General features: G+C 65.0%; 23 protein-coding genes and 1 pseudogene. 9 read left to right on the forward strand and 15 right to left on the reverse strand.

Annotation, left to right across the window (positions count from 1 at the left end; genetic code table 11):
- Positions 1 to 187: pseudogene (locus tag BMY19_RS29220) on the forward strand (LysR family transcriptional regulator); the annotation flags it as partial.
- Between the two features lie 355 nt (positions 188 to 542).
- Here BMY19_RS29220 and BMY19_RS29225 read toward each other — a convergent pair.
- From BMY19_RS29225 to BMY19_RS29235, 3 genes are read right to left on the reverse strand one after another with little or no spacing between them, the layout of a single operon-like run.
- On the reverse strand, positions 543 to 1,262 hold the full coding sequence (locus BMY19_RS29225; RefSeq protein WP_100253778.1) for a cytochrome c biogenesis CcdA family protein: 720 nt from the start codon (positions 1,260 to 1,262) through the stop codon (positions 543 to 545).
- A 9-nt stretch (positions 1,263 to 1,271) separates the two neighbouring features.
- Positions 1,272 to 1,661, reverse strand: coding sequence for a thioredoxin family protein (locus BMY19_RS29230; protein WP_100253779.1), 390 nt, complete (start codon positions 1,659 to 1,661; stop codon positions 1,272 to 1,274).
- A 45-nt stretch (positions 1,662 to 1,706) separates the two neighbouring features.
- Positions 1,707 to 2,507: a pentapeptide repeat-containing protein gene (locus BMY19_RS29235; protein WP_100253780.1), complete on the reverse strand. Its 801-nt coding sequence runs from the start codon at positions 2,505 to 2,507 to the stop codon at positions 1,707 to 1,709.
- Between the two features lie 186 nt (positions 2,508 to 2,693).
- Between BMY19_RS29235 and BMY19_RS29240 the strand changes: the two genes are divergently transcribed.
- Complete coding sequence (locus BMY19_RS29240) at positions 2,694 to 3,368, forward strand: Crp/Fnr family transcriptional regulator (protein ID WP_100253781.1); 675 nt, start codon at positions 2,694 to 2,696, stop codon at positions 3,366 to 3,368.
- 252 nt (positions 3,369 to 3,620) lie between these two features.
- Complete coding sequence (locus BMY19_RS30675; RefSeq protein WP_139215734.1) at positions 3,621 to 4,142, forward strand: hypothetical protein; 522 nt, start codon at positions 3,621 to 3,623, stop codon at positions 4,140 to 4,142.
- A gap of 218 nt (positions 4,143 to 4,360) precedes the next feature.
- Here the strand turns inward: BMY19_RS30675 and BMY19_RS29245 are convergent, their stop codons facing one another.
- The 3 genes from BMY19_RS29245 to BMY19_RS29255 form a co-directional block, all read right to left on the reverse strand.
- Positions 4,361 to 5,323: a TIGR03885 family FMN-dependent LLM class oxidoreductase gene (locus tag BMY19_RS29245; RefSeq protein WP_091683789.1), complete on the reverse strand. Its 963-nt coding sequence runs from the start codon at positions 5,321 to 5,323 to the stop codon at positions 4,361 to 4,363.
- A 32-nt stretch (positions 5,324 to 5,355) separates the two neighbouring features.
- Complete coding sequence (locus BMY19_RS29250) at positions 5,356 to 7,179, reverse strand: glycoside hydrolase family 15 protein (RefSeq protein WP_100253782.1); 1,824 nt, start codon at positions 7,177 to 7,179, stop codon at positions 5,356 to 5,358.
- 66 nt (positions 7,180 to 7,245) lie between these two features.
- The gene (locus BMY19_RS29255; protein WP_091683785.1) at positions 7,246 to 8,136 is read right to left on the reverse strand and encodes an SMP-30/gluconolactonase/LRE family protein; all 891 of its coding nucleotides are present in this window, start codon (positions 8,134 to 8,136) and stop codon (positions 7,246 to 7,248) included.
- Between the two features lie 705 nt (positions 8,137 to 8,841).
- Here BMY19_RS29255 and BMY19_RS29260 point away from each other — a divergent pair.
- The 3 genes from BMY19_RS29260 to BMY19_RS29270 all read left to right on the forward strand — a co-directional run bounded on the left by BMY19_RS29260 (position 8,842) and on the right by BMY19_RS29270 (position 12,044).
- Positions 8,842 to 9,648: an IclR family transcriptional regulator gene (locus tag BMY19_RS29260; RefSeq protein WP_100253783.1), complete on the forward strand. Its 807-nt coding sequence runs from the start codon at positions 8,842 to 8,844 to the stop codon at positions 9,646 to 9,648.
- 198 nt (positions 9,649 to 9,846) lie between these two features.
- Entirely contained in the window at positions 9,847 to 11,028 is a 1,182-nt protein-coding gene (locus BMY19_RS29265; protein WP_100253784.1) for an aminotransferase class V-fold PLP-dependent enzyme, read from the forward strand.
- Positions 11,029 to 11,147: 119 nt separating this feature from the next.
- Positions 11,148 to 12,044 (forward strand): amino acid ABC transporter substrate-binding protein, encoded by an 897-nt coding sequence (locus BMY19_RS29270; RefSeq protein ID WP_100253796.1) that lies wholly within the window; start codon positions 11,148 to 11,150, stop codon positions 12,042 to 12,044.
- A gap of 577 nt (positions 12,045 to 12,621) precedes the next feature.
- Here BMY19_RS29270 and BMY19_RS29275 read toward each other — a convergent pair.
- From BMY19_RS29275 to BMY19_RS29315, 9 genes are all read right to left on the reverse strand, one after another.
- Positions 12,622 to 13,584 carry a quinoprotein relay system zinc metallohydrolase 1 gene (locus BMY19_RS29275; protein ID WP_244535068.1) on the reverse strand — a complete coding sequence of 321 codons (963 nt, stop codon included), beginning with the start codon at positions 13,582 to 13,584 and terminating at the stop codon, positions 12,622 to 12,624.
- Between the two features lie 23 nt (positions 13,585 to 13,607).
- On the reverse strand, positions 13,608 to 14,300 hold the full coding sequence (locus tag BMY19_RS29280; protein ID WP_170863080.1) for a quinoprotein dehydrogenase-associated SoxYZ-like carrier: 693 nt from the start codon (positions 14,298 to 14,300) through the stop codon (positions 13,608 to 13,610).
- A gap of 129 nt (positions 14,301 to 14,429) precedes the next feature.
- Positions 14,430 to 15,020 (reverse strand): rhodanese-like domain-containing protein, encoded by a 591-nt coding sequence (locus BMY19_RS29285; protein ID WP_100253786.1) that lies wholly within the window; start codon positions 15,018 to 15,020, stop codon positions 14,430 to 14,432.
- On the reverse strand, positions 15,017 to 15,616 hold the full coding sequence (locus BMY19_RS29290) for a cytochrome b (RefSeq protein ID WP_100253787.1): 600 nt from the start codon (positions 15,614 to 15,616) through the stop codon (positions 15,017 to 15,019). The genes BMY19_RS29285 and BMY19_RS29290 overlap by 4 nt, the downstream gene beginning before the upstream one ends.
- A gap of 13 nt (positions 15,617 to 15,629) precedes the next feature.
- Positions 15,630 to 15,947: a hypothetical protein gene (locus BMY19_RS29295; protein ID WP_100253788.1), complete on the reverse strand. Its 318-nt coding sequence runs from the start codon at positions 15,945 to 15,947 to the stop codon at positions 15,630 to 15,632.
- A gap of 3 nt (positions 15,948 to 15,950) precedes the next feature.
- Complete coding sequence (pedF, locus tag BMY19_RS29300; RefSeq protein ID WP_100253789.1) at positions 15,951 to 16,391, reverse strand: cytochrome c-550 PedF; 441 nt, start codon at positions 16,389 to 16,391, stop codon at positions 15,951 to 15,953.
- A 30-nt stretch (positions 16,392 to 16,421) separates the two neighbouring features.
- Positions 16,422 to 16,853 (reverse strand): hypothetical protein, encoded by a 432-nt coding sequence (locus BMY19_RS29305; protein ID WP_139215735.1) that lies wholly within the window; start codon positions 16,851 to 16,853, stop codon positions 16,422 to 16,424.
- A complete protein-coding gene (locus tag BMY19_RS29310) occupies positions 16,850 to 17,545 on the reverse strand; it encodes a pentapeptide repeat-containing protein (RefSeq protein ID WP_100253791.1) in 696 nt (231 codons plus the stop codon). The genes BMY19_RS29305 and BMY19_RS29310 overlap by 4 nt, the downstream gene beginning before the upstream one ends.
- A gap of 106 nt (positions 17,546 to 17,651) precedes the next feature.
- Positions 17,652 to 19,574 (reverse strand): PQQ-dependent methanol/ethanol family dehydrogenase, encoded by a 1,923-nt coding sequence (locus BMY19_RS29315; RefSeq protein WP_100253792.1) that lies wholly within the window; start codon positions 19,572 to 19,574, stop codon positions 17,652 to 17,654.
- 311 nt (positions 19,575 to 19,885) lie between these two features.
- Between BMY19_RS29315 and BMY19_RS29320 the strand changes: the two genes are divergently transcribed.
- From BMY19_RS29320 to BMY19_RS29335, 3 genes are all read left to right on the forward strand, one after another.
- Positions 19,886 to 20,551, forward strand: a complete 666-nt coding sequence (locus tag BMY19_RS29320) for a response regulator (RefSeq protein WP_100253793.1) — start codon at positions 19,886 to 19,888, stop codon at positions 20,549 to 20,551.
- 595 nt (positions 20,552 to 21,146) lie between these two features.
- Complete coding sequence (locus BMY19_RS31530; RefSeq protein ID WP_244535069.1) at positions 21,147 to 21,593, forward strand: DUF1007 family protein; 447 nt, start codon at positions 21,147 to 21,149, stop codon at positions 21,591 to 21,593.
- 505 nt (positions 21,594 to 22,098) lie between these two features.
- Positions 22,099 to 22,325, forward strand: a 227-nt coding sequence (locus tag BMY19_RS29335) for a peptide-methionine (S)-S-oxide reductase (protein WP_170863081.1), incomplete at its 3' end; no start/stop codon positions are given.

Raw genomic sequence — 22,325 nt, forward strand, 5'->3', positions numbered from 1 at the left:
CGGCCTCGGCATTGGCGTGGTGCAGGTGCCGGTCGGCGAGCGGGATCTCGTGCGCGTGCTTCCCGACCGCATCGTGTTCGGCCTGGACACGTGGATCGTGGCGCACGAGGACGTGCGGCGCAGCGCCCGCATCGACGCCCTGTTCAACCACCTCGTCGAGTCCTTCCAGGCCTACTGCTCCCGGTAGGCTAACCTCGATCCCCCAAAGTAGAAGACAGCCACCAATCGGACGACCGTCCACGTGGACGGCCCGGACCGATACACGAACCTGACCGGCGGCAGCTTTCGGTCTCTGCCCCGGTCCCAAGCCGTGAGGCCGCCTCCCTGAAAGCGGGTGACAAGTGCGACGGTCTGAGACCATTGATCGAGCCCGATACGCCCTCGCAGGCCGCGAAAGCGGCCCGGATGGCTGGGCTCGTTCGGGTGCGGAATGACCGGAAAGGGTGGTTTCCTGCACGTCCGCTTCCGGACCGCGGATGCGTGGAGCGGACATAGCCATGGGGGCTACTCACGACCCATAGCAGGCCTTGGGAAGGGCCGCTTCACAGGCGGGTGGTCAGGTCGGTGAGCCAATCCGGTGAGGCGTTGACCAAAGCGGTTTCCGCAGTCTTGTCGTAGCCGGTGGCGATCATCAGCCCCGTGGCCACGAGGATCAGGCCAAGAGCAGCCTTCAGCCCCTTGCCCAGGCCCATCATCCGGTCGCGCCAGCGCATCAGCACCTCGCGTGAAAGTGTGCCGAGCAGGAGCAGCGGCAAGGCTGCGCCGAGGCCGAACAGCAGCATGGTCAGCGCCACGATGCCGAGGTCGCGACCCTGAGAGGCGAGCAGCGAGGCCGCCCCAAGGGTCGGTCCGACGCAGGGGCTCCACACCGCCCCAAGCAGCACGCCCACCCCGAATTGGCCGAGCAGGCCGGTTGTCGAGAAACCGCCGAACCGGCTCTCCGTCCAGTTGCTCATGGGTCCCGCCGCCACGGCCAGGCGGGTCTGGGCGGCCGGGACCATCAGGACCAGACCGATGAGGATGAGCATGATGGCCGCGCCCGTCCGGAAGATGCCTGCGTCGAGGCCGATGGCGAAGCCCACCGTGGCCACGAACAGCCCGATGACCACGAAGGACAGGGCCAGGCCGGCGGCGAGCGCCGCAGGACCGAACCTGTGCTCCGAGGCCGCCGCGCCCAGCACCAGCGGCAGCAATGGCAGCACGCAGGGGGACAGCACCGAGAGGATGCCGGCGAGGAAGGCGAGGCCCAGGCTCGTGACCATGGCGTGAGCTCAGATCGCCTTGTCGAGAAGCGACGAGATCGCCTCGGGCTTGGTCTCGCCGGCCGAGCGCCCGGTCTCCTTGGTGCCCTTGTAGGTGATGAGCGTGCTCTGCATCGTCGCGCCGAACTGTTTCACCACGTCCTTGCGGCTGTCGAAGTCGACGTCGAACACCTGCAGGTCCTTGAACTTCGGATCAGCCTCCAGCTTGGCGAGGATTGGCTTCTGAGCCGCACAGGTGGTGCACCACGGGGCGGTGATGTGCACCAGGATCGGCTTGCCCGCCTTCTGGGCGGCTTCGAACGCGGCGGGCGTGTAGGTCATCTCGGCGGCGATGGCGCCGGTGCCGAACAGCATGGGGGCGACGGTGAAGGCGGCAAGCAGGATGCGGCGAGTGGTCATGAGCGCGGATCTCCTTGATCGGGTGTGGGACGAGGGGAACGGGGGTTAGTTCGACACCTGAGTGATGGCGCGGTCGACGTTCACGCGGGCCGACCAATCCTTGGCGCTGTCCTGACCCTTGAGGTCGATCAGCCTGGCGCCGCTGACGTCGACGTTCTTGAAGTCCGCGCCCGCCACCGTGGCGCCGGTCAGGTTCGCCCCGGACAGGTCTGAGCCCATCAGCACTACGTCGGTGAGGTCGGCATCCTTGAGGTCGGCGTATTCCAGGCGCGACCGCCCGAGGTTGGCCCCCTTCAGGTTCGCGCCCGCAAGGTTCACCGAGGTGAACACCGCCCGCATCAGGCCCATGGACTGGTTCTTGATGTCGGCGCCGCCCTTGAGGTCCACGAGCGTCGCGCCGCTCATGTTGGCGCCCTTGAAGTCGCCGATCGGCATCGAGCGACTGAGGTCGGCACCGCTGAGGTTGGCGTCCCTTGCGGTGATGCCGAACATCTTCGTGTCCGCGAGCTTGGCGCCGGATAGGTCGGCCTTCAGGAACCACGCCTGTTCGAGGTTGGCACCGCTAAGGTCGGCGCCGCGCAGGTTGGTCTTGTTCAGGCGCGCCGTCCGCAGGTTAGCGCCCCGGAGGTTCAACCCGGACAGGTCGAGGCCGGACAGCGCCTTGTCGTGCAGGTCGATCGGCTTGCCGTCCGCCGCCTTGATCATCGCTTCGACGTCGGCGCGGCTCATCTCGGCCTGGGTCATCGCAGGCGAGGACATGTTGGCGCCCAGCAGCAGATCCTGTTCGGCGGTGGCCGAGCCGGCAGCGAGTGTAGCCAGCATGAAGCTCAGGGCGAGGCGGCGCATCGGTTCACTCCCATCGGGTGCCGTGCAGGGCCGGCACCTGTATCGTTTTCATTAAGTCGCGATGCTATGCCGAGCCGCTGCACCCGGTCGGTGACCTAGGTCACACAAGTCCGGCGCGGCGGGAGAAAAACGCAACGCGAGCCGGATGATCAGCCTGTCATCACGGCCGAGAGGGCGACGCCGATCATGATGGACGCGCAGAAGGTCGAGCACTGGATCGACCGGTTTCCGCTCCTACAGTCGCTCAGCCCGGCGCACCTGCAGCTCGCCCGGGGCACCGTGCAGTTCCCGGTGCTGGAGGCCGGAGCCACTGCCTACGAACTCGATGGCGAGTGCGCCAACTACCTGATGTGTCTGGAGGGGCGCACGCGCATCTTCCGTATGTCCGAGGCCGGGCGCGAGGTGTTGATCTATAAGGTCGGCCCCGGCGGCACCTGCGCCCTGACCACGCAGTGCCTCCTGTCCGGCGGTACCTTCCCGGCGCAGAGCGTGGCCGAGGAGCGAACCGAACTAGCGGCGCTACCGGTGAGCACATTCCAACACCTGATAGGCGAGAGCGCCGCCTTCCGCAGCTTCGTCATGGACGACTACACGCGGCTGATGTCCGGCCTATTCACGCTGATCGATGAGGTCGCGTTCGCGCCTCTGAAGCAGCGTCTCGCACAACGGCTCCTGGCCGAGGCCGATCCGCGGGGTGTCGTCACGGTGACCCATCAGAAGCTCGCTGACGACGTCGGCAGCGTGCGCGAGGTGGTGAGCCGCATACTAGCGCAATGGGCTGAGGCGGGTTTTATCGAACTTCGCCGCGGCGCAGTCGAGATAGTCGACCGCACGAGCTTGGAGGCCGCAGGTCGACGCTGATCCACGGCTTGCTGATGTCTGCTTTCGAGGCCGAAGCAAATCGAGCTTTTTGACCGGGTTGGGTCGGTAGCCGTAGGACCGATTGGGGTGGTTTCCCGCTGGTCCGCTTTCGGGCATTAAGGCTTCGAAGCAAACATCCTCGCCGCGCATAGTGACCTCAATAGTAATACACGTTAAGTGACCACAGCGCGCCTTCTTCTGTTCTCAAGATTGAAGCGCCTATAGACGCAAGGTCGTGCAGTGAGGTCGATAGTGAAGTTTTGGTTGGCCGCGCTTTTATATCTCACTCTTACCGTGTTGCTTTTCGGCGATCCATTGCAGCCGATCGGTCTTGCGACCAGATGGGCTGACCGGCTCGGCATTCCTTTCTGGCGAGTGATCGCCGTTATCTCCGTTGTGGCCTCCACCTTGATCGTCATGAAGGTCACCAGAAACATGATCCCTGCCGTCTTGCGGCCGACAGCATTCGTTGTCCTTGGCGTTCTTATGCCGACTATAATTGTTGGGTTACTTGCCGATACAATTAGGCATCAGGCCGTCATTGCCTTTGGCGCAGACGAAGTTGAAGAACATTCCTTCTTCATGTCTATCCGAAAAGCGCCAGAAGATATTCAATTTTTTCTGCACACGGCAGCGCTTAAAAGCTGCAAGCCTTATGCTTGGAGCTATCGAGAGCTCGAATTCTATGCATTGCCGATGAGAGCGGCTGTGAATGTTTTGTCGCGAGCATGGAGAGAACGATGCAGAATTCGGATCGAGAACCTTTATAATTAGGTCTGGTATCTACCTTGTGCCGGCTTTGCCGAGAGACCGAGGAATGACCGCTATGGAGGAGCGCCGCCGAGCGGCCTAATGGCTGATACGGGTCGGAAGCCGTAGGACCGCTGTGGGTGGAAAGCAGTCTCACCGCTTTGAGCGCCACGCAGCAATGAAGCAGGCAATCAATTCTGGTCGGCACCACCTGAGCGTGCTTCAGCAGAACGGCCTCTCAATCATTGAGGAAAGTTCGTTATCACCTTCCGTCCGAAGGCCTCGATGAACGCGATCTGATCGCCAGCCACCTGATGCACGATGATCTCGGCGGGCCCGAGAGCGGCGAGGTCGTTGAGCCAAGCAGCATGGCGGCCGAGATCGTTCGAGATCCGGACATAGCCCGGTACGTCCTCGGGCCGCACGAAGCGCGAGGCTGTGTCGAAGTCCTCCGGCAGACGCAGGTCCCAGTTCACGTCGCCCTCCAGCATGTTGCTCGCCCACTGGTCGTGGGCCAGGGCGAGGGCCCGCGCGGGATCGGTATCCCAGCACACCTTCGTCTGGAGGAAGATCGGCTTGCCCTCGCCCCCACCCTCGCGGAACGCGTCGAAGACCTTGCGCAGCTTGGCCGGATCGATGCCCACGGTGACGAGGCCGTCGGCCCAGGCGGCCACCGTGCGGGCCGTCTCCGGCGTCACCGCCCCGGCAATCAGCATCGGTGCGCGTTCGGGCCGGGAATAGAGCTTGGCGTCGACCACCGTCACCCGCCCCCGATGGGTCACCGTCTCCCCGGCGAAGAGGCTGCGGATCACCGTGGCGCATTCGGCGAGCCGTGCCGTGCGTTCGGCCTTCTCTGGCCAGGGCAGGCCGGTGACGTCCTCGTTGAGGCGCTGGCCCGATCCGAGGGCGAGCCAAAGCCGTTCGGGGAACATCTCGGACAGGGTGGCCGCGGACTGCGCTAGTACCGCCGGGTGATGGCGGTACCCGGGGGCCGTGATGATCCCAAATGGAAGACGGGTCGACGCCAGCGCCGCGCCGAGCCACGACCAGGCATGGCCCGAATGACCCTGCTTCAGACTCCAGGGGCGGAAATGCTCGGAGGACATGGCGCAGGCGAAACCCGCCGCCTCCGCCGCCCGGACGTAGCCCAGCAGCGCGGAGGGCGCGTGCTGCTCGTGCGAGACGTGATAGCCGATCCGTGTCACGGTGCTTGCCCCCTTGTTCCCTTGAATCTCGTTTACGCTGCGATCGTCGGCGCGCGCCGAGTGTCGGTCTCCCGCAGGGTCCGGTCGGCGTAGGTGCCCTGCACGGCGGCACGTCCCCCGTGCTCGTAGAGATCGAGCATCAGCGCGGAATGGACGAGCCCAAGATGGCTGAACGCCTGCGGGAAGTTGCCGAGAAATGCACCATCCTCCGCAGTCTGCTCCGCGATCAGTCCGACATCGTTCTGAAGCACCCGCAGGGCGGCGAAGCGGGTCCGGGCCTCGACCTCCCGGCCGAGCCACAGGAGAGCATCCACCAGCCAGAAGGCACAGAGTACGAAGGTGCCTTCCTTGCCGGGAAGACCGTCGTCGTTCTTGTAGCGATAGACGAGCTGGCCATGGCCCAGTCGCTCGATGACGACATCGACCGTGCGGGCGAAGACCGCCTCGTCGACGGGGAAGCCGACCATCGGGGCGATGAGCAGGGCTGCGTCGACATCCTCACCCCCGGCATATTGCGGGTAATAGCCGTCCGCGTGCACCGCCTCGCCGTTCACGAAGGCGACGATGCGGTCCCGCTCGGTGCACCACGTCTCCCGTGGGCCGAACAGGCGGATCGCCCGATCGAGGGCTACCCAGTTCATGATCGCCGCGTGCAGGTAGCGCTGCTCCGGCTTTCTCGGCTCCCACAGCCCTGCATCGGGTTCGTGCCAGTGGGCGGCGGAGATATCCGCCAGCCGCGCCCCGTGCCCGCGCAGGCTCTCGGATAGGGTGCCGCCGAGGCGCTCGTAGAGATAGAACAGATCGAGCACCTGGCCGTAGGCGTCGGCCTGATGCTGGTCGGCTGCGCCGTTGCCGTGGTGGACGGGCCCCGATCCGCGCCAGCCTTCGAAGTGCTCGACTACGGTCTCCTCGAGGTCAGCCTCCCCGGAGATGTTGTAGAGCGGCTTGAGCTGTCCCTCCTCCCGATCGCACAACGCGCAGACGAACTCGAAGAACCCCTCGGCCTCGCGGGACATGCCGAACTTCTTGAGCACGTAGAAGGACAGGCAGGCGTCGCGGATCCAGCAAAAGCGGTAGTCCCAATTGCGGATCCCACCGACCTCCTCGGGCAGGGACGTCGTGGCTGCCGCCACGATCGCTCCGGTGGGCTCGTAGGTCAGGGTCTTGAGCACCAGGGCCGAGCGCATCAACTCGTCGGCCAGGGGCCCGACATAGGCGGAATCCTTCGTCCATAGGCTCCAGGTCCGGCGCACCTGCTCCATCAGCCCGTAGGCGTCCGGCACCGTCGCGGGCGGCTCGCCGAGATACAGGGCAAAGGAGCGGCTCTCGCTTCCCGACAGGGTGAATCGCGCGACCCCGACCTCGCCCTCTATCTCGAACCGGGCGTCGGTCGAGAGGCCAGGGCATCCCTTGGCGATGATACAGCCTTCGCGCACCGTCAGCGGTGCGAAGGTCTCGGCAAAGCCGGCCAGGGGGCGGTAGGCCGCGACCATGGGCACCGATCCCGACAGGCCCGTCACCAGGCGCATTAGACGAGGACGATCTTCGCCACCCTCCGGACCGACCATGAAGTCGTAGAGCTGGACGAAGCCGTCCGCCGTGGTGAAGGTCGTCTGCAGGATGTTGGTGCGGCTTAGGTATTGCCGCGCCGTCTCGTAGTCACCCTCGGGGCGGACGACGAAGTACCCACCCCGTCGGCGGTCGAGCAGCCGCGAGAAGGTCGGGTCGGCATCGAACCGCTCCAGGCAGGCCCAATCCAGGGAGCCGTCCCGGGCCACCAGGGCACAGCCTTCGCAATTGCCCAGCAGCGCGTAGGCTTCGATCGGTTGATAGGCGCGGTCTTCGGGCAAAGGCATGACTGCTCCTCGGCGGCGCCATCGCTGCGCTCGCGCGGTTCCGGACTTTGGAGGATCGTGGGGGGATCAGGCGTCGAGGCGAAACGCCGGTTCGAGCAGCCCCCGGACGCCGATATCGACTAGAAGCGTGCGGCCATGCTCGGGGTCGGCCGCCCGCGCCACCTCATCCATGCCCTCGTAGCCCGTGGTGACCAGCAGGCGATCGAGGGCGCGTCCGGCAAAGGTGGGACAGGTCGGCTGCCGCACCGGCACCGGAATCGTGTGGACGCGCTCCCCGGAGGGACTGTAGGCGTCGAGGCAGCTCGCCCCGAAGCGCGCCGTCCAGATCAGGCCGTCCGCATCGACCGCCGCTCCGTCGATGCCGCCGTCGCCGACGCTGTGGTCGTAGTGCGTTTCGGGCTCACCCCGCGGCAGGCCGGTGCCGGGATCGAGGGCGACGCGCCGGAGAATGCCCTCGGCGGTGTCGACGAAGTATCCCGTCGCCCCATCGGGTGAGAACGCCATTCCGTTGGGCGTGGTGAGCCCGCCATAGAGCCGCGTGATGCGCGCTCCGGCCACGTGATAGATGGATCCGCGCCCCGGCTCGGCGTCCCGCCCCATGGTCCCGATCCAGAGGGCGCCGCTTGGATGCACACGACCATCATTGGATCGGTTGCCAGGCTTGCCGGCTTCGAGGGGGCAGAGCAGGCTCAGATGCCCCGTCGCGATTGTCCGAACGTACAGCCCGTCATCGGCGGACAGGAGGTGGCGGTCCGCGTCGATGGCCGCAACATCACTCGCCATGACCGGCAGCGCATGGATCTTCGCCGACGTCGTTCCCGGAGCCAGGGACCGTTCGAATAGCCGGGATTCGAGGATATCGACCCACCACACGGTATCTGTCGCGGGATCGTAGCTCGGCCCTTCGCCGAGGTGGCACCGAGTACCGTCGAGAATGACCACGGATCGATCAGTCATTGATAAGCTCGCCATACACGGTCGAGCGATGACGCGTGTAAAATCGGCTAGTTCCCAATCCTCGACAACTTGTCGCAGCTAGCCTTGATCATAGGACACGTGTCAGGATTGTTTATAATCCCCACTTCATTGAATGAGTTTGTTTGCTGTGCTGATATGCGGACCGTTTCTGGGCGACACCACGCGTTTGCGGCTTTCCCACTGCCATCGCTCGCCCGACTCACCAAAGCTCCTCACCGGGACGCGAGGAACCCTACCTATTGTGCGACGGGATACGCGCGATGCTGGTCCTGGCCGGGGCACACAGCATCTCCGCTCGGTCCATGGACAATGGGCGCATCACTGCCGGAGTAATGGCGAACTCTACGTCCGCTTTCGGGAGCCGCACGGCGGCGCGTGAACGACTGCGTCGGGTCGGGTTCAGAATGGCCGCTTGGGGTGGCTTCCTGCCCGTCCGCTTCCGCACTGTGGAGGCCTTGAAGCGGACGCAGCACTCCCGGCAGCTCGTGGCCCTTACGCGATATTTGGACAGCTTCCTTCCTCTTGGTCCGATGGCTCTAGACAACCAAGCTCGACCGGAAGCTGTTAAGCCGCGGCATGCTGCCCAAGGTGAGGTCTCGGCGGGGTCTTCTTAGCGCGCAGCAACCCATTGCATGTTTGCGCCAATGCGGCACAGCCAAACGCCACTTGTACGAGGAAGCCATCTTGGCCGACGAATCTGACAGGTCGCGTGACGCGCCTCTGGACCGGGCCCTGGCCATTCTGACCTTCGTAGCCGACCAGAGAAAGGCGCTCTCGGCCGCTGAGATCGCCTCGGCGCTCGCCCTGCCGCTTCCCACCGCGCATCGCCTCATCGGCAACCTCGAGGACCGCGGCCTCGTCCAGAAGGCCCTCGGCACGAAGCGTTACGTCGTCGGAAGCACGCTTGTTACCCTCTCAGCCAAGACCATCGGCGCGGCCTTCCGCACCGTGCGCCGGCACGCTGTCCTGAGCGCCGTGGCCGACCGCATCGGCGAGCAGTGCGAGATCGGCATCGTCCGCGACAATGCGGTGGCCTATGTCGACAGCGTGCAATCGCGGCAGCAGCAGGGATTGCAGTTCAATCCCGGGTCCGCTGCACCGCTGCACTGCACCTCCACGGGCAAGATCTACATGAGCCGGTTGCCGACCAAGGTGCGGCAACGGCTCGCCCACGCCCTTCCCCTTGTGCGATACACCCCAACGACGATCGCCGATCCGAAGACGCTTCTTGCCCAACTCGACGTGATCCGGCGCCGGGGTTGGGCAAAGACCGATCAGGAATTCGTCCGCGGCGTCGTCGGCTGCGCGGTGCCCATCGTCTCACCGAAGGGCGACCTGATCGCCTGTCTTGGCGTCTCGGTGCCCTCGGCGCGCGTCAATTTCGAGGACCTCGACGCCTTCATCGGCCCCCTACAGGAAGCGGCCGCCCTCTTGTCCAGCACCATCCTGCAGGACAACGACGATTTCGATAATTCTCATTTTTCGGAATGAAAAATTCCGCATCATGATGATCCGACTCGACGTGGGGTCGCTGTAGTGTATTTTTATGTCATGCCACTGACATGCTCAGGTTTTGAGCGGGGCCTGGCAGTTTAAGTAGCGCCCCCGTCATTCAGAAATTGAGATGGGTCGAAGGCCGCCGGGTCTCCCGGCGCAAGGCCTTGTCGCGTCTGCCCCACCGGAGTGGTCATGAGCCAGCACTACGACGTCGCCGCCGTTCGCCAAGCTTTTCCAGCCGCTGAGCACGTGGTCTATCTCGACAGCGGCTTCCAGACCCCGCTCTCCCGTCCCGTGAAGGAGGCCTACGAGTGCTTCCTGCGCGAAGGATTCGAGACCGCCGGCCCCAAGCAGATCTGGCTGAGCCGGCTCGAAGAGACCCGAGCCAAGGTCGCAGCGCTGCTCGGAGCGCGGCCGCATGAGATCGCGTTCACCAAGAACACTTCCGAGAGCATGAACATCGCCGCCAACGCGCTACCGCTGAAGGCTGGTGACAAGGTGCTGATGATCCACGGCGACCACCCGAACAACGCCTACGCCTTCCTCAACCTGAAGAAGAAGGGCGTCGAGGTCGCGTTCGTCCCCATGGCCGAGGTGGTGAACGCCGACAGCTTCCGGCCGCACATCGACGAGCGGACGCGGGTGATCTCCATGTCGCACGTGACCTTCCACGCCGGCCACCGGTTCGACGTCGAGGACGTGGGAGAACTCTGTGCCGAGCACGGCCTCTACTTCGTCGTGGACGTGATGCAGGGCATCGGCGTGACGCCTATCGACGCGAAGGCGATGAAGGCCGCCTTCATCGGCTCGGGCACGCACAAGGGCCTGCTCGTGCCCCAGGGGTTGGGCCTACTCTACTGGGATTCGTCTAAGATCGAATTGGAGCCGGCCTACCTCGCCGCCGCCAGCCTCGCTGAGCCGCCGGCGGACTTCATAGCCCGGGCGGACAATATGGCCCTGCCGGCGACGGCGGCCCGGTTCGAGCTCGGCAACTACAACCTCCCAGCCATCCAGGGCCTCGGCGCGGCCATCGACCTGATCAACACGGTCGGCATCGAGAACATCGAAGGCCACTGCTTCGAACTCGGCGACTACCTTATCGAACGCCTCGACGAACTCGATGTCGGTCTCGTCGGTCCGCGCGACCGTCAGCACCGTGCGCCGCATATCTACGTCATCGCCCTGCCTGCGGCCGAGTGGCTGGACTACTTCACACAGCACGGCATCCGCGTCTCGCCCGAGCGCGACGGCATCCGCGTGTCGCTCGGGATGTTCAACACCGCGGCGGACATCGACCGGCTGATCGAGGCCATCCGCGCCCGGAATTTACCGTCGACGCAGGTGCGCGCAGCCGTGCTGTCCAAGCTCGGCTAGGCCCTGAGCTTCTCCCGCTCGAACGCTGCCGGCACGCCGCGCGGCGCCGCGGAACTCCTAGCCCATTCAAGCTGCACGAGCCCCAGCCGATGTCCGCAACCATCGAGAGGAGAAAGTCGATGATCCTGGGTCAATCGCTCGTAAGACTATCCTGCGCATTCGCACTTGGACTTGCCGCCACCGGGGCATCGGCCGAGAGCCCGACCCTCGACAAGATCAAGCGAGCCGGCGGCATAACGCTTGGGTATCGGGAGTCCTCTATCCCGTTCTCCTACCTAGACAACAGCCAGAAGCCGGCCGGCTTCTCCCTCGACCTGTGCGCCCAGGTTGTCGATCGGATTAAGGCCGACCTCAAGCTGGACAAGCTCGCGGTCAAGCTCCAGCCAGTCGACTCGTCCAACCGGATCCCGCTCATCCAGAACGGGACCATCGACATGGAGTGCGGGGCGACGTCGAGCAGTCCAGCCCGGCTCAAGCAGGTGTCTTTCACCGTCGCGATTTTCGTTTCCTCGGCGCGGTGGCTGACCAAGGTCTCCTCCGGCATCCACGACGTGAAGGGGCTCGACGGCAAGACCGTTGTCGTCACGCAGGGCTCGAACGCCACCGGCTTCGCGTTCGGCATCAAGGCCAAGGGCGGCACGTTCAACATCGTCCAGGGTAAGGACCACGCCGAGTCGATGCTGACGCTCCAGAGCGGGCGTGCCGCCGCTTTCATGGAGGATGACATCCTGCTCGCTAGCCTGAAGGCCCGCGCACCCGATCCCGCCGCGTACACCTTCCTGCCCGAAACCTACACCCTGGTGCCCTACGGGCTGATGCTGCCGAGGGACGACGCCGAGTTCAAGGCGCTCGCGGATGACGTCCTGAAGGGTATGATGGTCTCCGGCGCGTTCACGAAGCTCTACGCCAAGTGGTTCGAGAGCCCGATCCCGCCTCACAACGAAAACCTGAACTTCCCGATGTCCGACGCTCTGAAGGCGCGCGTCGCGCACCCGAGCGACTCGGTCGATTTCTGATTGGTAGGACGGGCGGCCCGCTTTGGTTGAAGGACCGCTCCCGGCCGAAGCATTGAAGACTGCTGACCGGTGAGGACGAATGGCTGTGCGTAGGGGCTGCTGTGAGTCGAATGCGGAACTTCCACTTCGAGGCGAGTGGCTGACTTCCGCTTCCCACCCTTCTGAGACACCCTGAGGGCTATGGGCGCTGGCGGGACTGGCCGTAAGCGGAATGGCTGCTTTGGAGGAGGTCCGCCGGAAAAGCGGACGAGCTCCTATCGACCCAACGCAGTCGTTCATGCGTACTCCTTCGGATCCCAATAGCGGACGTGTACTGGACGGCTCCTCTGGCTGCTTCGCGCCCATCTCTGCCACTTCGCTAACCCGCTCGGTTGCTCCGAAGCGGACGCTACTGCAGCATAGCTTGTGGGCCGAAGTTGCGTCATGAGCGAACCTGCAGACACCCTCCGACAGCACACATCTGCTTGTAGGAGAGGAGGCTGGTGTGAAATTCAACATGGTCGTTAAGGGCTTGTACCGGACCGTTGGACAAGCAAAAATTTATCGAAGCCATCGCGCATGCGCGTCTTAGGAAGGTTCACACTGGATTGCGAACCGGCCAGCTTTTCCGCTCTAGTTCAGGCATCAGGTGCATCACCGACCGGGCGTACTCGTAGCGCGCGACGGCGATGGCGCTTGTCCAATCCGGAAGCGGGATTGCCATGAGTTCGGTGATATCAAGGCCACGCTTGAATCCGGAATCGATCTGGCCTTCGACCGTGTCGAGCCAGCGGCGGGTCTGATCGATACCGCGACGGCCGGGCTCAACCGGCCCGTGCCCCGGGATTAGCAACTTGTGATTGATGCCGGCGACGGTTTCAAGGGACGTCCGCCACAAGGGGAGTTTCGCGTCCGGCGTCGTCGCCGCGCGATCCAGGAAGACGAGATCACCCGGAAAGAGGAGACCGGACGATTCCTCGAACAGGCACAGATCCTCGTCAGTGTGCCCCGATAGGCGGATCAACCGGAAGCGGCGCTGGCCGATCGTCTCGACGCCGTCGACCGCCTCCCGACCAGGCTTCGGCACGCCGGTGCCGCGCATCCAGTCGCCGGCGACCCGGTACATGCCGTTGGCAAGGTCGCTGCCGAAACGCCTTAGGTCGGCCGTCAGGCCCGGCCCCGCTGCGATCGTCTCCGGAGTGAAGGCGGTGGCACCTAGCACGTGGTCGGCATGATAGTGGGTTAGGTAGACCCGCGCGACGGGCTTGCCGGTCAGATCCTGAGCGAGTGCCTTCAACGCTTCGCCGTAGCGGTTCGACGGTCCGGCATCGACGAGGACGGCGCCGTCGGACGTATCCAGGATCGTGATGTTCGCGATGGCTCCGCCGTTGCCTGCGGTGATCGGCTCGGCCGCGCCATAGACCGTCCAGACCCCGGGGGCGATCGGGACCGGCGTGAGGGCGTAGCGGAGGACCGCCGCCGAGGCCGCCCAGGGTGCGAGCGGCAAGGCCGCCGCAGCAAGGCCCGAGACGAGGCAGGATCTGCGGTTCATGGCGTGCATGACAGTGTCTCCGGTCGCGCGGCTCACAAGCGCTCTTCCAGCCTGGAGGCCGTCGCGCGGGGCGGGATCGGCACACGTGCCGAAAAGTCCATGCCGGCCGTGTTGCGTCCGGCGATGACCAGCACGTCGCCGCCGGACGGGAGGTCCGGCAGGAGCGTCAAGGTCGGATTGTCGGCGACCGCCTCGCTGAGGGTCAGCCTGACCGACTTCGCACCGGAGGCATCGGTGACATCGAGCGTCTCGATGAAGAACACCGGCACGCCGGGGATCATGCCGTTGTCCATCGGGTGGGTGATCCGCAGGCGCAGGCGCAGGCCCTCGGGCTCGCGCCAGATCTCGGCGCGCGTGTTGCCGAGGCTCTTCCAATCGGTCGTCTTCGCGATGACAGGCGGCACCGAGCAGCCGCCGCCGGCCGCATCGAGGTAGCGCCCACCGACGTGCCAGAGGTCGCCCTGGCGCACGGCCGCGCGGATCGGCGTGCCCTGCTCTATCTTCATGCGAAGCGCCACGAAAGCGGCCGCCGCTACGGGCTCCAGACGCAGAGTCAGCGGGAACGGGTTGAGGTCGGCGATCAGCAGGATCTCGTCGGCGCGGCCGATCTCGCGCGCGTCGACCGTGACCGGCACTTGGGTCTGATCCTCGGTGACCGGCGGCAGGGCCACTTTCACCCGATCGTCGAACACCGCCGGCCGGCCTCCGAGATAGCGCTCGGCCATGTCGTTCCAGAGGGGCGATTCGAGCGGATCACGGGTCGAACTCGACGGGCCGATCGTCTTGGTGACTGTCTTGGCGACGCAGGCTGTCAGTTCGGGGATGTTCGGACGGAAAACGATCATGGTGTCACCTCATCGTCCGGCGGATCGTGGGGGAGGATCGCCATCCAGCACCGGCGCGGGCTCGCCCTCCACCAATGGCCTGTCGGCTTCACGCCAGCCGTCGGTGCCGTCGGCGAACCAGTGCACGTTCCGGTATCCGAGCGCATGCGCGCGCTTGACGGCGTTCCAGGACATCCAGCAATCGGCCATGCAGAAGAACACCAGCGGCCGGTCTCGGTCGCCGGCGGTCAGCCTGTCGAGCCATCGTGCGAACCAGGGCGCGATGCGCGGATCGAGGACGCCGCGACCGACCTCGGGCAGCCATACGGCGCCCGGGATGGTCTGCCGGCGATCGACGAGGCGCCACGATCCCGTGGCGGGGTCGTACCCGCCGCGCTGGGGCATCACGTCGATGAGAACCCCGCCCTGGCCCACGAGCCGGTCGACATCGGCGAGGTCCGCCCGTGTCCCGCCCTCGACCGGTTCCGTCACCGGGGCGCGGTAGTTCTGCACGCGGTAGCCGGTGGCGGGATCGATGTCGGAGGCGGCGCGGGCGGACACGCCAGTAAAGCCGAGCGCCGAAACGAGCGCGAGGGTGGCCAGCGCGGGGCGGCGGGTCATCGTGACGCCCCACGGCGCCCGAGCATCCGGTCGAGCGTCGGATCCCGGTCGATCCAGTGATGCTTGAGCGCGGCCGCCGCGTGCAGGGCGATCGCGGCGGTTAGTGCGATGGCAAGCCAGTCGTGCAAGCTGCTCGATAGCGCGTAGAGCGTATCCTGCTTCGCCGCGAAGACCTGCGGGAACACGGGTACGCCGAACACAGAGACCGGTCGCGCGTAGGCCAGGGAGCGCAGGATCCCGGAGACCGGCATTAGGATCGTTGCCGCGAGGAGAAGCCCGTGCATCGCGCGGGCGCCGCGTCGCTCCCAAGCGTCCGTGCCCGCGAGCGGCGGCGGGAATCCCTCACGCATCCGCCAGGCGAGGCGGGCGAGGGCAAGGCAGAACACAAGCATCCCGAAGGATTTGTGGATCTGCACGGCGGGTCCCTTCGACGGCCCGCCGGGCAGGGTCTGGAGCCAGAACCCATAGGCGAGCATGAGGAGGATCGCCGCCGCCGCCGTCCAGTGGAGGGTCCGCGTCGTGCGGCTGAGGACGCCGCGCGGCGGGTCGCCGGCCGTGCCGGAAGCTCCGGAGGGGATGGCTGGGGCGCCGCTCATCGCTCGACGTCGTTCATGGCTTTGGCAGGTGCAGGTGCGGGAAGGCGCGCTTCACCGTCACGATGCGGCAATCGTGCTCGTCCTCGGTGTCGGGACACAGGATCTCGACGCCGTCCGGGTAATGCGTGACGTTCTCGCACTCGGCCATGAACCGGGTCGCATCACGCCCCGTTTGGCCCGTCACAGGCGTGATGGCGATGCCGGAGACGCCGCATTCGGTCTTGAGCATGAGCATCCGCCGGATCTGGTATTCCTTGATCTCCGCCGACGCCCCGCTCGCCAGCATCGGCACCAGGGCGAGGCCGCATCGCAGCGCCGTCGTCCACCGCACGCCTCAATCCTTTGGCTGGTTCTCGACATAGGTGCGGATCGCCCAGATCGCCTCCTGGCTCAGGATCCCCTCGAAGGGGGGCATCCGGAAGCGATCGTCCTTCTTGGCGCCGTGAAGGACACGGGTGATGAACCAGCCGTCGCCGGATTCCCCGGCCTCGACCTCGCGCAGGTCAGGGGCCATGCCCCCCGACTTCGCGTCAAGACCGTGGCAGCGCGCGCAGTTCGTGTTGTAGCCGTGGGCACCGATCTCGATCGCGACCTTGTTGCCCTCGTATGGGTTGGTCGCGCGGATGTCGTCGCCCAACGGTTGCAGGCCCGTCGTATCCACGGGCTGCGGCGCCGCGTCGCCGTGGGCGCTCACCGGCGCCGGGATCGCCGCGAGGAGCGGCAGGCCCAGGACGACGGCAAGGACGACGCTGGAAACGGCGGGGGTCTTGGACATCTCGTACGCCTCGTTCGCGATGGTGGAGGGTCAGGGTTCGGCAGGATCGAGCCAGACCCGCCAAGTTTCGGAGCCGCTGATCTGAAGGGAGTAGGTGCCGGGCTTCTCGATGAGGAAGGTTGCCATTCCCCCTCCGCCGATGTGCAGGTTCTGGACGATGCCGCCCTGGGCATCCTTGAGGTACATGACGAAGATCGGCCCATCGCTCTCGAAGCGCAGCAACGTCGGCGCGGTGATCTCGAACGGGTCGGTCTGGGCGGTGAGCCGGCCCTGGTAACGCGGCGGCGATAGGAGGGTCGCCAGCTTGTCGTAGCAGCGGACCCGCTCGCGTTCGTCCTCCAGCACTCTGCACTTGGCGAAGCCCGCCCGTACGCTGCCCTCCAATCCGGCATCGACCGCATGGGCCGGACCACCAGCCGCCAATGACGCGATGACGAAACCGGCCGCCGCACCTCGCCTCACTGGACGTCCTTTGGGTCGTCCGACGGCCTAGGCGCCGGCGTCTCTGGATAGACCTCCCAGACCGGCTTGCCGCTCTGCCAATGCACAGGGCACCCCTGGCATTCGGGCATCCAGGCATCTTGGAACACCGCGAAGCGGATCTTCGCGCCATCCATCACTGCACCCGTCAGGTTGACCTCGTAGAACTTGGCCTCCTGAAGGTCGGCGTTGATGAACTTCGCGCCGACGAACTGCGCACGCTTGGCCTGGACCATCTCCAGGTCGGCGACGGTGAAATCCGACCCGCTGAAATCGGAGCCCGAGATGCGGGCATGGTCGAGGTTTGCGCCGACGAACGAGGCGTTTCGCGCCTTCAGGCCTTGCATGAAGGCGATCTGCATCTGCGCGCCGCCCAGGTTCGCCCCGTCGAGGTTGGCGCCCCGGAGGTTCGTGCCGCGCAGGTCGGCGCGGGCGAGGTTCGCCCCCTTGAGGTCGGCGCCGCCGAGGTCGGCGTTGCGCAGGTCGGCATGCCGGAGGTCGGCGCCGGGACACTTCGCTTTCGGGGCGATGGTGCAGCCGTTGACCACCCAAGGGTCGGGCCTTTCCTCCTTGTTGAGGATGACGTTCTGCGCACGCGCCCCGAACGGAGCGCACACGAACGACGCCAGGACCGCGAGGCGGATCGCGCGGGTGGGGAGCGGACGGGCCGGCATGGATCGGATCCTGGATGGCGCTGCGGCGAGAGGCGGGACCCCGGAGGCGTGAGGCCTCCGGGGTCCCTCGTCAGGCGCCCGGTGTCAGGCGCGCGATGTCACTCGCTCACTCGGCCGAGGCCGTGTCGGTGGGCAGTTCGAACACCCAGAACGATCCGCCCTGCGAGACGAGCTTGGTCTGATCGGCCATGTCGCCGCCCCAGAGCGGCACGGCGCCGCCGTAGCCCGAGGCGATGCCGATGTACTGCTTGCCGCCATCCTCCCAGGTCATCGGCACCGAGACGACGCCCGAGCCAGTCTGGAAGGCCCAGAGCTCCTTGCCGTTCTTGGCGTCGAAGGCTTTCACGAAGCCGTCCGAGGTGCCCTGGAACACGAGGCCGCCCTTGGTCGTCATCGAGCCGCCCCAGAGCGGCATATGCTCCAGGTGCTCCCAGACGATCTTGCCGGTCTTCGGGTCCATCGCCCGCAGCGCGCCGACGTGGTCATCGAACTTGCGGTGGATGCGGAAGCCCTGCCCGAGATAGGCGGAACCCGCCTTGTAGGTCACGTTCTCGGTCCAGTAATCCTCCTTCCAGTCGTTCGACGGGATGTAGAACAGCCCCGTCTGCTGGGAGTAGGACATCGGCGACCAGTTCTTGCCGCCGAGGAAGTTCGGCGTCACCTCGACCGACTTGCCCTTGGTCTGCCCCTCGGCGGGAGCCGGCGGACGGCGGCTCGCCTCACCCTCCGGCTCGATCGGCCGGCCGGTCTTCAAATCGAAGCCCTTGGCCCAGTTGATGTCCTTGACGAACGGGTAGGCAGCGACCAGCGACGTCTGCTTGCTGATCTTGCCGTCGCGTGCGGTAAGCTTGTCGGTGTCGGTAAGGAAGAAGAAGCCGTTGCGGTCGGCATGAGCACCGAGGCGCATCTTCTTGCCGTCCTTCTCCATGTCGAACAGGATGATCTCGTTGTTGCCCGAGAAGTCCCAAGCGTCGTTGGGCGTGTGCTGGTAGAAGCCCACCGGCTCGCCGTTCGAGGGGTCGATGTAGACTTGGCCAGAGGTGTACAGGCTGTCGTAGTTCTGCCAGTCGCCCTTCGGGCCCGTGCGGTAGTGGTAGTTCCACGGAGCCGGGTTGCCGGTGCCAATGACGAAGGTGTTGGTCTGCTCGTCGTAGACGCCGGTCTGCCAGGGAGCGCCGCCGCCGTGGTTCCAGGCCTCGGCCTTCTTGCCGTCGGCGCCATCGGGCCACGACGGGGCCTTGGCGTCGCCCGTGGTCGTCGAGTCCTTGCCGTTCAGGCGGCCCATGTGCCCCTCGACCAGGGGACGCATCCAGATCTCCTCGCCGGTGTCGGGGTCGCGGGCGTAAAGCTTGCCCAGCGCGCCAAACTCATCGCCCGAGTTGCCGTGGATGAGCATGACGCGGCCGGTCTTCTTGTCCTTGATGATGTTCGGCGCTCCCGAATATGCGTAGCCGGCGCCGTGATCATCGAACTTTTTGTTCCAGATCACCTTGCCGGTCTTCGCGTCGAGCGCGACCATCGAGGCGTCGAGTGTGCCGAAGAAGATCTTGTCGCCGTAGAGCGCCGCGCCGCGGCTGACCACATCGCAGCAAGGGCGGATGTCGTCGGGCAGGCGGGCCGCATAGCCCCAGATCTTCTTGCCGGTCTTGGCATCGAGCGCGAAGATGCGCGAGTACGAGGCCGTGATGTAGATGATGCCGTCGCGTACCAGCGCCTGGCCTTCCTGGCCGCGCTGCTTCTCATCACCAAAGGAGAACGACCACTTGGGCTTCAGCAACCCGACGTTCTTCGTGTTGATGCGCTCCAGTGTGCTGTAGCGCTGAGCCTTGACGCCCATGCCGTACATCAGCACATCATTATTGGTGTTCTGGTCGTTAAGGATATCCTCCCAGGTCACGCCCTTGCCCGTCGGCTCGGCGGCCTTCTGCGCATAGGCCGAGCCTGCCAGGACAATACTCGCTGCAATCAGCGACGAAGCCGTCGCGAGCAATCTCGTCCGTGGTGATGTCCCCGCGGTCTTATAAGCCATGCGTTCCTCCGTCGGCGGCTCCGATGACAGGTGATGGCCCGCATCGTTGGCGTTCTGATGAGCCGACCTTCGATGGATCGGGCTCGCCATCAAATATGAACGCAACTAGATCTCATCGCATCCTAACTTTAGTCTATATTCTTATTATTTGCTTATTAAGATGATATATGTCCATCTGAATATGCTCAAATATCTAGAAATGTCTGGATTTTTAGCTTCCCCGATCCTGTCATTGTTACATCTTGACGAGATATCCGTGTGCGGACCATCTATTGCCGGACGGCACAGGAATAGTGTCTGGGGAGGACGGGATGAACATCATCGTGGTGGACGACCACCCCCTATTCCGGGATGCCCTGCGCAGCATGTTCCGCGTCGGCCTCCCCTCGGCACGGATCGAGGAGGCCGGCTCGATCGAGGCGGCCAAGCGCGTCCTGGCCGACCGGCCGGGAATGGACCTGATCGTCCTCGACTTGACCATGGACGACGTGAAGGGGTTCGAGGGCCTCATGGCTTTGCGGATCTGCTTTCCGCGAATCCCGATCCTGGTCTGCTCCGCCCTCGACGAGCCGCGCATCATCCGTGAGGCGATCCGCCTCGGCGCAGCCGGCTTCGTTCCGAAGTCGGCGGGCAAGTCGGTCTACATGGAGGCGCTCGACCAGATCCTGGCCGGAGCGATCTATATGCCGGACTCGGTTGCAAGCTGTTCTAAGGCGAACATCTCAGAGCCGATCCCCGCCGCGGCGCTTATTGCCACGCTGACGCCCGCGCAGATGAATGTGCTGACGATGATCAAGCGCGGGAAGATCAACAAGCAAATCGCCTACGATCTCGGCATCGGGGACTCCATGGTGAAAGCGCATGTTTCGGAAATCATGCGCAAACTTGGCGTTCAAAATCGAACTCAGGTCGCCCTGTGCGCGACCGCATTGGACTTCAACCGCGCCGGCGCACAAGAGCTTTCTAAAACGCCATGAAGTTCCTGGGGCAATAACAGGCCCGTAGTAGACGGTGGTAGTTACCTATACCGATGCCATCGCCATCATCAGCCGCTATTGGGCTGCGTTCCAATGCGTGAATTTCATAGGGCAGCATTGTTCGATTGGGCTTTCCAAAAGCAGATTTTAGACTTTCTACTTTAGGCCGGTCCGAAGCATTTGCCGGTGCCGTGCAAGACGTCCATTATCTAAAGCTTAAGCCGCGAAGCAGCCATTCCGCAAACGGCCATAAGCGGAATGGCCGCTTTGAAGGAACTGGAACTAGGAACCGGACATCAAGCTGTTGGCTGTTTTGAACCGCCGCTTCGAATCCAATCATCTCGACCTCGGCTGCAGCCATGTAGTGAGATGCGTGCCTCGGTATCGCGCGCCTGAGCTCTTAAGGGGGTCCCTTGATCGAGCAACCTGCCCGGTGAGGACGAGCGTGTCCTCCCCTCGTTGTACCGCTCCTAGTGCCGCGAGCGTGTACCGCCATCATGCCAACAGCCGTTCGCCCCTCCGGCCTAACCCGAGCCGCGCTGCTCGCCACCGTACTCTGCGGCCTCGCCTCCGCCGCGGATGCCCACCCTCACGTGTGGGTCGCGGCGCGCAGCGAGATCATGTTCGACACGAATACAACCTCTCCGCCATCCGACAGACCTGGACCTTCGACCCGGAATACTCCGCCTTCGCCGTCCTCCGGCTCGACTCCCACCGCGACCACAAGCCGGACGCTGACAGGCTGGCCGAGCTGGCGCGCACCAACCTCGCCTCCCTCGCGGAGTGGAATTGGTTCACCTCGCCGAAGGTGAACGGTGCCAAGGCGGTCTTTGCACCGCCTGTCGAACCGAACCAGACCTACGCGGACGGTCGCCTGACCCTGAGCTTCCTGCTGCCGCTGAAGGCACCGGTGGCGGTCAAGGTGATGGTGTTGGAGACCGACGACCCCAGCTTCTTCGTGGCCTTCAACCTCGCCGACGGTCCGGACGCCGTCCGCCTGATCGACGCGCCCCCGGGCTGCGCCCCCAGGATGTCCGCGTAGCCGTCGTTGTAGAGGAATATGCAGCTCGGTCCCCACATGACGCACATGGGGTGCAGCGATGCGAGCATCAGGTCGACCGTGGTGCGCAGGACCGCCGGCCACGCCTCGCGCCCGCCCAAACGGGTGGATGCCCAATCGTGGCGGCGGAAAAGGTCCGCCATCCGAAGTGAGCCGGTCCGCCCGCCAACCGTGCCGAGCCTGGCGTGCAGGGTCATGTCTCGTCTCGCCAAACACCCTATTCGGCGAGCCCCCCGCCAGCGTCGTAGTCTAGACGCTACCGGGAGCGGCAGGAAGGGAGACACACTGACCTCTTCGTGAAGGCCCCCCGACACACGAGAGAAAGCTGGGTTGACCGGAGGCAGCGTGATCAGCCGGGCGCCGCCAAAGGAGGGTTGTGCTTCCGGCATCGCCTCGCTCGTGCAGGCGTGGCGCCAGGCCACTGGGCGCGGCGCCCTTCGCGACCCCATATCCAGGATACGAGTGAAACGACTATCGAGGAGTTGCGATGAGAACCAAAAGGGCCGTGCTGGCCGGTGGGTGCTTCTGGGGCATGCAGGACCTGATCCGGCGCCAGGAGGGCGTGGTCTCGACCCGCGTCGGCTACACCGGCGGCGACGTGCCGAACGCGACCTACCGAAACCACGGAACCCATGCGGAGGCCATCGAGATCGTCTACGACCCGGCCCGGACGAGTTTCAGGCGCATGCTGGAGTTCTTCTTCCAGATCCACGA

It is taken from the genome of Methylobacterium sp. UNC300MFChir4.1 (genome assembly GCF_900110155.1).
Taxonomy (GTDB): Bacteria; Pseudomonadota; Alphaproteobacteria; order Rhizobiales; family Beijerinckiaceae; genus Methylobacterium.